The sequence below is a fragment of the Campylobacter sp. MIT 12-8780 genome, from assembly GCF_006864535.1.
GTDB lineage: Bacteria > Campylobacterota > Campylobacteria > Campylobacterales > Campylobacteraceae > Campylobacter_D.
This window is the reverse complement of the sequence record NZ_QHLL01000012.1, coordinates 44,014-53,291: the sequence shown is the minus strand read 5'-3', so window position 1 is coordinate 53,291 and position 9,278 is coordinate 44,014. Positions and strand designations below refer to the sequence as shown.

Annotated in this window: 13 protein-coding genes; 8 read left to right on the top strand and 5 right to left on the bottom strand. The window is 30.7% G+C overall.

Features of this window, described 5'->3' with window-relative positions; all coding sequences use genetic code 11:
* Positions 1 to 64 precede the first annotated feature (64 nt).
* The 8 genes from DMB95_RS08925 (at position 65) to DMB95_RS08890 (ending at position 4,166) form a co-directional block, all read left to right on the top strand.
* Entirely contained in the window at positions 65 to 493 is a 429-nt protein-coding gene (locus tag DMB95_RS08925) for a YopX family protein (protein WP_142931781.1), read from the top strand.
* Between the two features lie 274 nt (positions 494 to 767).
* Positions 768 to 1,016, top strand: a complete 249-nt coding sequence (locus DMB95_RS08920; RefSeq protein ID WP_142931780.1) for a hypothetical protein — start codon at positions 768 to 770, stop codon at positions 1,014 to 1,016.
* A complete protein-coding gene (locus DMB95_RS08915; RefSeq protein WP_142931779.1) occupies positions 1,013 to 1,789 on the top strand; it encodes a DUF5131 family protein in 777 nt (258 codons plus the stop codon). The genes DMB95_RS08920 and DMB95_RS08915 overlap by 4 nt, the downstream gene beginning before the upstream one ends.
* A 13-nt stretch (positions 1,790 to 1,802) precedes the next feature.
* The gene (locus DMB95_RS08910) at positions 1,803 to 2,282 is read left to right on the top strand and encodes a hypothetical protein (protein WP_142931778.1); all 480 of its coding nucleotides are present in this window, start codon (positions 1,803 to 1,805) and stop codon (positions 2,280 to 2,282) included.
* A 67-nt stretch (positions 2,283 to 2,349) separates the two neighbouring features.
* Positions 2,350 to 2,907, top strand: a complete 558-nt coding sequence (locus DMB95_RS08905; protein ID WP_142931777.1) for a hypothetical protein — start codon at positions 2,350 to 2,352, stop codon at positions 2,905 to 2,907.
* A gap of 13 nt (positions 2,908 to 2,920) precedes the next feature.
* Positions 2,921 to 3,535 carry a hypothetical protein gene (locus DMB95_RS08900; RefSeq protein WP_142931776.1) on the top strand — a complete coding sequence of 205 codons (615 nt, stop codon included), beginning with the start codon at positions 2,921 to 2,923 and terminating at the stop codon, positions 3,533 to 3,535.
* Positions 3,522 to 3,803, top strand: coding sequence for a hypothetical protein (locus tag DMB95_RS08895; RefSeq protein ID WP_142931775.1), 282 nt, complete (start codon positions 3,522 to 3,524; stop codon positions 3,801 to 3,803). The genes DMB95_RS08900 and DMB95_RS08895 overlap by 14 nt, the downstream gene beginning before the upstream one ends.
* Positions 3,804 to 4,166, top strand: coding sequence for a hypothetical protein (locus DMB95_RS08890; protein ID WP_142931774.1), 363 nt, complete (start codon positions 3,804 to 3,806; stop codon positions 4,164 to 4,166). It begins immediately after the preceding gene.
* 133 nt (positions 4,167 to 4,299) lie between these two features.
* Here DMB95_RS08890 and DMB95_RS08885 read toward each other — a convergent pair whose 3' ends face one another.
* The 5 genes from DMB95_RS08885 to DMB95_RS08865 are packed head-to-tail and all read right to left on the bottom strand — an operon-like array spanning position 4,300 to position 9,263.
* Positions 4,300 to 4,824 (bottom strand): thermonuclease family protein, encoded by a 525-nt coding sequence (locus tag DMB95_RS08885; protein WP_238386986.1) that lies wholly within the window; start codon positions 4,822 to 4,824, stop codon positions 4,300 to 4,302.
* A gap of 23 nt (positions 4,825 to 4,847) precedes the next feature.
* Positions 4,848 to 5,141: a hypothetical protein gene (locus tag DMB95_RS08880; protein ID WP_142931773.1), complete on the bottom strand. Its 294-nt coding sequence runs from the start codon at positions 5,139 to 5,141 to the stop codon at positions 4,848 to 4,850.
* A complete protein-coding gene (locus tag DMB95_RS08875) occupies positions 5,131 to 7,335 on the bottom strand; it encodes an HD domain-containing protein (RefSeq protein WP_142931772.1) in 2,205 nt (734 codons plus the stop codon). The genes DMB95_RS08880 and DMB95_RS08875 overlap by 11 nt, the downstream gene beginning before the upstream one ends.
* Entirely contained in the window at positions 7,328 to 8,695 is a 1,368-nt protein-coding gene (locus DMB95_RS08870) for a type IV secretory system conjugative DNA transfer family protein (protein ID WP_142931771.1), read from the bottom strand. The genes DMB95_RS08875 and DMB95_RS08870 overlap by 8 nt, the downstream gene beginning before the upstream one ends.
* The gene (locus tag DMB95_RS08865; RefSeq protein ID WP_162056951.1) at positions 8,682 to 9,263 is read right to left on the bottom strand and encodes an HD-GYP domain-containing protein; all 582 of its coding nucleotides are present in this window, start codon (positions 9,261 to 9,263) and stop codon (positions 8,682 to 8,684) included. The genes DMB95_RS08870 and DMB95_RS08865 overlap by 14 nt, the downstream gene beginning before the upstream one ends.
* Positions 9,264 to 9,278: the final 15 nt, after the last annotated feature.

Below are 9,278 nucleotides of genomic sequence, written 5' to 3'. Positions count from 1 at the left end.
TTTAGGCGATGATTTGATTGAAGATGAATATAGGCACATTCATAAATAAATAAGGAGGTAAAAAATGAAACTACAAGACTTTGATTTTAGGGTGTGGGACGAGGATAAAAAATCCTTTGTCAAAGACGCTGGATTTGCTAGCCTTAAAAATAGGACATATCCTATTCAAATGCTAATGCAACAACTAAGCTACCATTTTTTAGAAAATGCTTCAGCTTTAAAAATCGAGCTTTGGAGTGGTTTTACAGACAAAAACGGCGTTAAAATCCTTGAAAACGATATTGTAAAACACAAAAATGGCGAGATTGGGCAAGTTTTTTTTAGAAAAGGTTGCTTTGTTGTCATTTATGCTACATATTTCAATGAAAATTTAACTGAAGATGAGCTTGATAGTATAGCTATATATGTTAAATCCACTATTAGAAATGGCGAAAAAAGGCTTGAAGTTATCGGCAATATCCACGAGAATGCGGATTTGCTAAAGCAAGGGTAAAGCGATGAGCACTATATTTTCAATAATTCGTATTTCTTTATCAATAGTTCTTACTTCTTTATTAGTGTTTTCTTTTATAATAGGTATTTGTATTTTTTGCAAAATGTTTAATGACGCTATTAAAGCTATATTTGAAAAAATAAAAGCAAGGGATTATAAAAGTGCTTTTTTGTATATTTGTGGGCTTATTATTATAATATGTGTTTCCATATGTTGTGTATTGCTTATTGTTATGTATTTTAGTAATGTAGATTTAAAATGTTAAGGAGTAAAAATGTCAGCTGAAATAATCACAAAATGCCCTCTTTGCAAAGGAAAGAATGCTTTGAAAAATCACATTGTTGTTTATGATGATGAAGATGGTTTTGAAGAAGAGGTAGAGTGCGAGCATTGTTTTGGTGTTTATTTTATCAAAATAAAAGCAAAGTCTTTAAAAACAGGAGCTTTGCCAGCGAGGTTAAGGAACAAAAAATATGAAGAATTTGAATTAGAGGAACACTTTAAATTAAAAGGCGTGCGATGAGTAAGATTGAGTGGTGTGATAAAACTTTCAATTGCATTACAGGGTGCAGCGGTATCAGCGAGGCGTGCAAAAATTGCTATGCAAGAAGTATGCACAAAAGACTTCACGCAATGTATCTTAAAAATCCAAGCCAAAAAAGCGTGCAAAAATACAGCCAGCCGTTTGATAAGGTTATATTTCACGAAGAAAGCCTTAAAGAGCTAGAAGATACCAAAAAATATCCCTCAGGAAGCAAAATTTTTGTTAATTCTATGAGTGATACTTTTCATAAAGATGTAAAGGAAGAATGGATTAATAGCATATTTTCAGCCATAAGAAAAAGAAAGGATTGTGATTTTTTATTTTTGACAAAACGAGTGGGGTGGATGATAAATCGTTTATGGTTGGGGCTTCACGCTCTGCCAGATAATGCCCTTTTTGGCGTAACAATTGAAAATCAAGAACAATTAGATTTAAGGTTTGAGAACTTAGCAGGGTTAAAACAGGTTAGAGATTTGAACAAAAACACACGCTTTTTCATCTCTTGCGAACCGCTACTAAGCGAGCTTGATTTTGGCAAGGATTTAAAATACATTGATTGGGTTATCGTAGGTGGAGAAAGTGTGCCTAATGCTCCTAAAAAAGCAAGGACAATGAAAGCTGAGTGGGTGCAAAAGCTGTATGAGGACTGCAAAAAAGCAGGTGTGCCTTTTTTCTTTAAACAATGGGGCAACGCACCTCGTGATGAAAGCAAAACTTACGCATTTGAAGCGTGCAAAGAATTTTACAGATAAGGAGACAAACAAAATGAATCAAGAAAATCAAGGGTTGGAAAAAGAAATAAATAAAGCCATAATGGACTTAAAAGCCATTGGTGCTTTCTTTAAAGAGGACTTTTACAAAGAAGCTTTAAGTCTAGCAAAACAAAGAAGTAAAGAATTCTTAGAAAAATATGGCATAGATGATAAAGCTACTTGTGAAAAAGGTTTCAATTCATTATTGGATCATTTATTTGAGAAACTTAAAGACTCAAAAATAGAAAGTCTAAATGAAAACGAAACTGACAAACTTATAAATTATGTTGCCAAAAAAATACGAAATGATCCTTTCGGAAATGAAATTATACTAGATATTATAGAGCAGTGCATATTTGAAAGTGATGTAATAGATGATATTGTTATACCTTTAATCGAAAGAGAAATCAAAAAGGATAATTTTGACGAGTATAATGCCTTTAATATCATCAAACTAATAACTGACAGCTTTAATATAAAGGAGGAAAAATGAAAGCTGAAAATTTTGACTTTAGGATATGGGATTTTAAGTTGAAAAAATCTTAAGTGAGAGGTAAAAAATGAATCAGGAAAACCGAAGAAAAATAACAAAATATAAGGTTGCTTATATCATTTATGCTTTATGGATAGCATTTTTTGCAGGTTTTTCTTGTTTTATGCTAATACCAAACATAATAGCCTTAATTATTCCACCTATCTTATTTTATAACCAAATTTGGTTTGCTGTAGCCCTTTTTTGCTTTGGTTGGTTTAGTTTTACCGAACAACTTTTTTGTAAAACAAAATATTCATTTACTCTATTTCTCATCGGTATAGCAGTAGCTTTTTTCTGGGCTGACATTATTAACAGATATGTTATAGATTTTTCAAAAGATACGAGTGCAATGCAAGAAAGAATGTATAAAACACTAAGCAAAGAAGAGAAACAAAATTTTACATATTTAATAGGTATAAGATCAGATATATACTCTGAATTTAAAATATTGCTAAATGTAACTCAAATAGTTTGTCATTCAAATGAAAATAGCTATGCGTGTAATAAATATTTTACAAATCTTGTAAAAAATACCAAAGAAAAAGCACAACGAGATTATTTGCAAAAAATTGATGGGGAGTAAAAAAGGAATGAAGATGAAATTTATCAAAATTGCAGTAATCATTATGTTAAACTTGTATGCAGTATTTCTTATTTCAATACTTTTTTCAAGCACTATTGCAAATATTGCTCCATTATTTTTAATTGACAATCTTATACTTTTTTCTTTTTTGCATATTATTGTATCTTTAATTGCAGTAATTATTCTTGATAAAAATTCAACTCTTGGTTTCTTTGGAATTCTCTTTATAACATTATTTATTTCTATACAATGTTGTCTAATTATATATAACCTTTTTTCAATTGAAGCTGAGGGGCTTGATTTTTCAACTACTCCACTCAATAAGGAAAGAAAAGTAATGCAAAATTTTATATATGCTAAGCTAAACACTGATGAAATAAAAATTCTTGAAAACACAGAATCATCTTCAAACTTTGCTAAATCAGACTTAGACGAGAGTCTTCACAAGGTTGCCTTTATATGCAAAAAATATCCATATGATCGAGTTTGTGATGATTATGTTTCTTATTTAATCCAAAAATATAAAGATATAGCTCATCATCTTATTCTTAAGCAACGCAAAAAAGAAAAAAGTTCTGATGATTTTTTTAACAAATTCACAAAGGAGAAAAACAATGAAAACAATTAAACTTGAAGATTTTGATAACAATAGGACTATCAAGACTTATGTCAAGGAAAGCTTACAAAAACTTATCTTTGCAAGCATTGTATTTATCATTATAATAACAATTGCTTTCTTTCACAGAGATAGCCAAGCAAATCTAATTGCAGGCATAAGCATATTTTCGCTTTTATTTTTTATTTTTATCTTTGGTATATATAGCGATATAAAAGGCTTAGCTTGGTATTGTAAAGGTTTAGAAGATAAGCAAAATATAAAGGATAAGGAGAAATAAATGAAAGAAAATAAATGGGTTAAATTTATTCCAAAGTCGGAGCAAGTTGCTCAAATACTCAAGCAAGTGCCAAGAGGTGTTCGTGGAACTTTTATAGAACAGGCGATACTTGAGTTTGCCTCTAAAAATCCCTCTATCAGTTTTCATTTTGATGGTATTACAAAGCCAAAAAGAAAGAGAAGAACTAAAGAAGAAATGGCTAGAGATAAGATTTTAAAAGCTGAAAAAGCTATTCAAATAAGCTCTAAAACAGCTGCTAGTCCTGTTAAAACACAAATATATAATGAAGCTTCGGATACAAAAAAAGGGCAAGGAGTTTCACACGGAAAGATGATGTTTGGTTTTGCAGATATTGGTAAGTAAGGCAAACTGTTAGGAGCATAAAATATGATTTTGTTTTATACTCCTTTGATATTTGCTTTTTAGCCACTTTGGAAATTGTAATATTATTTTGCTTTCTAAAACAGTTAAATAATACTATTGGTGCTGATTTTTCTCATCTATGAATTTTTCTAAATTCACTAGGCTTTATAGAATTTTTATCAGCCCATAGTCCCAATTTAAAAGTTTTAGCATCAACTTCTTCTGTGGCATAATCTTTGCTGTATTCAATATAAGCCCACGCATAGCCATTTTTTACCATTTCTTTGTTTATGTCCATACCATCTAAAAGAATTAAGCCTATATTTCTTTGATATTTGTCTTTATCTTTGATAAGCACTTTTACTTCTTTACCTGCGATAAGCGAAGCTAAAAATTCTCTTGCTTTATTACCATAGCTTTGCTTCTTTTCAGGAGCGTCTATACCATATAGTCTAATTCTATGTTTTGTTTGGTTTAAATCAAGCACATCTATAGTATCGCCATCTATAACTTTGATAACTATGCCTTGAATAACACTTTCTTGTGCTTTTTGCTGGTTTAATGATAATGTATAGGCTGATACAATACCTAAAATAAGCACAAGAAAAAGTTGCTTTGGCGTTTTATTCATCAATCTTAAGATTTGATTAATTTTCATTGTTTATCCTTTGAATTTTGTCGTTATTTGATTTTTTCTTTACTAATGCTTATTAGGCTTGGTTCTATATATTCTAAATCTAAGCGAGAAGATATACTTCTTAAAGCTTCAGAAGTTTTTACCATTATTTTTTCCCAAGCTTCAAGCATAGTATCGACTTGTTCATATTCAAGTTCTATGCCTGCTAGGTTGCGTAATTTAAAGAAAATTTCATCAGTTTTTTGAGCCAAATCTAAGATCATATCCGCCTCTTTCGTTCTTGATACTATAATCCTACTATTCTTTTTTCTAAGAATTTGTGTCCGTCTATTTTTCATTGGTATCCTTTTTTATGTTGTATTCTAAAATGCTATATGATGATACTTCACTAGATTTTTTCATACTCTCAAGTTCTTTTATGCTTAGGTTGAAAGTCATCTTTGCTTCAAAAGGCACACAAGCAAATGTTTTTAACTCTTCATTAGGGTTTTTAATATAATACATTGATTCATAATACCCATTATCAACGCCTACAAACCAAATGAGTCGTTTATTTTCATCTTCGTGATAGCGATAATATCTAATAAGATAATGTATTTTTTGTTCCAAATTTTCATCGTTTTTAAGAATTTCTTTAAGAGTTTGCATAAGGCAGGTTTTGGTAAAAAGCACAAATTTTTTATAAGAAATGCTAGCTATTTTAAAACTCCTTTTTTCCATAGTGTTGATTTTTGTCCTCAAAGTCTCTAAGAAAATTCTTTCTATGCTTTCTATATCAAAAGCTTGCTCTTTGATAGGATTGTTTGGTTTTACTTCCTTAACCTTATTTTCAAAACTTTCAAATACATCTTCAAAATCCATATCCAAAATTTTCTCCTTTTGTTTTTCGTTAAGTTCTATTGTTGCTTCTTCTTGCTTTACATCACTTAGTGAAATTTTTTCACTATCTTTAAGATCGCCCTTAATATCCCTAAAATCTACAATAATGCTTTTTTTCTGTTTAGCTTTGTTGAGTGCAAGTTCTACTTTTTCCAAGCAGTCTTCATAATTTAAGCTGTCTCTTGACATTATTAAGCCTATATGGTAAGTTTTGAACTCGCTTAAATTTAATCTTTGGCTTATATCGTATGCTAGATTAAACACCTTGCTTCTATCTTTTTGCATAAAAACAAGATATAGTCCTTGAGCGTGGGTGCAAAAATTAAGCTCATCTATTTGAAGTTCTTTTTTCAAAATAGAGTTAAGACTTTCAAATTCTTTATTTTCAAGTTTGTTGCCTAAATCAAGTTTTAAAAGAGCTAGGTTTGGTTTTGAGCTTGTGTATATAGACTCATTGAATATATTTTCTAATTTTACAAGGTTTTTGGGTTCGATCATTTCTCTTTGGATAGGTTCTTGTTTTGGTATGATCTTGTTTTCTTTTGGCTTGCTTATGGTGTTTGCAGATATTGTTTTGGCTTTTAAATCACAAATTTCTTCGCCTTTTCTATATAAATCAAGTTCTATATCTCTTGTGCCTTTATCCGCATCAATTAAAAATTTAAGCAATACTTCATCTTTACTCAAAGCTCCGCTATGATGTCTTTGCACCACTTCAGCGATTTCCTTTAAATCAGGACAATCAGTAAAACTATCATATAAAATAATTGAAGAAAGATTTTGATGGGGCTGTTCGCTAAATTCTTTAAAATTAACTCTCTTGCCATTTTCGCCAAAGCCTTTCATCTCATATTTTTTGATTTTACCTATATCGTGAGCTAAAGCCACAATGATAGCCTTGCCTATAAAGTCCTTTTTGCTCATATTAGCTTGTTTGATAAGTTCTAAGATAAGTCTAGCAACGCTCAAAGAATGTTTATATACGCTAATTTGTTCATAAATATCAAATCTTGTTTTCTTGTCAAAGCTCACATATTCTCTATCTTTATAAAGCATATTAGGTTCAGTTTTGGCATAAGCAACTACACTAGGGCAATCTTTGTTTTGCTCAAGGAGATTGATGAGCTTAATAATAGTCTTTAAATGCCCACTACTTATTTTTTTTACATAAGGCTTTAGTGTCTCATTTATAAAGAGTAAGCTTGGCATTTCATTAAAGTGAGCCACGCTAAGGAGACTTTCGTTGATATTGGCTATATTTTGGTCTTTGTTGTATATGGTTTTTTCACTATTATTTTTATAATTTTGTGTATTGTATTTGGTCCAAAGATGAGCTATTTCTTCTATATGCACTTGAGTATTTGCTTTTTTGCCTATTTGAAGCTTTCTATCTTGCCAAAGTATTATAGAGATAAGTCCAACTTGTTCTACCATAAGAAAGATAGCAATAATATCTTTGTATTTTTGCATTAAAAACCAATAGGTATTTATATCAAAAAAAGCACTTAGGCTAAAAATTTCAGTATTAAATATAAGTAAAACAAAGATAAAAGAAAAAAAGATAATTAAGCTAACAAAGATATAAAAGCTTACACTTCTAATCAAAGAATGCTTGTATATATAATTCATCGTGCTTTCTATCAGATCAAGCATCGCCTTTTGCCCCACTTTTTTTGGTTATATCAGGAAAAGTGATTTTTAAAGAACCATCATTTACTCTTAAGGTTTTACCTTTAAATCTCCCCTCAAAACCAAAATAATACATTTCTCTTTTAGCTAAGGTTGTAATATGATCAGCTTCAATATTAAGTTCTTCAACTTCCCTTGAAGTAATACCACCCTCAACTGTCAAAAAATAAGAAAAAGCCCTGTGTTTGCCTCCTAGATCAGAAATTGTTTTGGCTGATTTAGTATCATTTAAACGCATAATGATTTTAGTATTGGTAAGTTCTAAAAGCTTATCAGCTCTATCTTTTGTGATTTCGGCTACTAAATCAGCTGAGCTTTGAGTAAGTCCTGTAATGGCTACTTTTGCACCACGAGCTTGAGCATATAAAACTTCTATGCCTATATATACCGAGCTAGCCGCTTCATCTATATAGAGCATTAGAGGCTTTTTAAATTTTCTCCCTGAAGCATAAATACGCCCAACGCAAGATTGTATCATTGAAATAGTTACCTTTGAGATAATACTTGAAACCTGTCTTGTAAGCATAGAGCCTGTCATTACATATAAAAGCACACCCTCATCTTTTTCAAGCTTGTCTATAAAAGCATTGCTTCTTGCCGATCCTATAATTTTGCCTGTATTACCCATAGTCATTTGAGTAAGTGTAGTTCTTAGAGTTGATGATACTTTTGCAAAATAATCCTGAGGAGAAGAAAGGACTTGATTGAAAAGCACAAGAAGTCTATCAAGTTCATCTTCCTCATATTCTCCATTATTTTTAAGCTCTTCAAGATCATCTCTAAGCTCAATTAAACCTGAGTAATATGCTTTTTCTGCTATTTCATTAAAATTTAGAGGCTCGGTATTTTTCTCATATCGCCTTTTAATAAGCAAGGTTTTAACAATAACTGTAGTGGTTTCATTGGCTATATTAAAGAAAAATTCATCTTTAGCTGGCACACTTGCAACTATATGAGCGATAAGTTCTTCTTCCATATAGTAATTACTCAGCGGATTAATTTGTAAAGAAAACTCAGGGTATATAGGACTTATAAACATCACATCATTTTCCCTACCATTTTGTTTAGCAAGTTCATAAAATTTTGAAAATAAAGTTATGTCGCCCTTTGGGTCAATGATAACAACATTATTTCCTTTTGGAATATCTTGTTCTATAAGTCCCTCAATAAGTCTTGTTTTACCCACTCCTGTTGATCCAAAAACAAAGGTGTGATTACATCGATTATCATCATCTTGAAAGATATTAACGAGCTTTTTCCTAGTTTTAATATCTTCAAATTCAAAACCTTTTCCAATGAATGTTTTATTTTTAAACAACTTCATAAAATCCCTTTAAAACAGGCTCGATAGCATCTATTTCATCTTTAGAAATAAAAATATAATCTCTATAGTCTTTTAAAGCTTTGTCAATAGCTTCTTTAAGTGTAAATTTAGGGCGATAAATTTGATGAGTTATATAGCTTTGAAACCTATCCGCTATATTAATATAAGCACATTCCTTAGGATAATTAGTTACTCTAAAATATCCTGTTCCATTTGGTTTTTCGTGATGATAAAGAGCAAATTGAGCTGCTCTGTGCAGTTCTTTTTCTTCCAAAATTTCAGCAGAGATTATAGGGTGGCGTTTAATAAGCTCATATTCTTGCTTGTTAATGCGTCTTTTATCAAGTATAAAATTTTCAATTCCTAAAAACCCCAAATTCGCATAATAACCTGCAAGATAGTATTCTTCATCTTGGATATTTAAAGCTTCGCCTATACGCCTTGAAAGCTCTCCTGTCCGCATAAGCTCTCTTTCTATTTCAGGTTTTAGCTTGGCAAGTATGGCAGTGGTTTCTCTTAATTTGTCTCTTTCTTCATTGTATTTTTGAATGAATTCTTCTTGATTCATAACACTTTTTCCTTT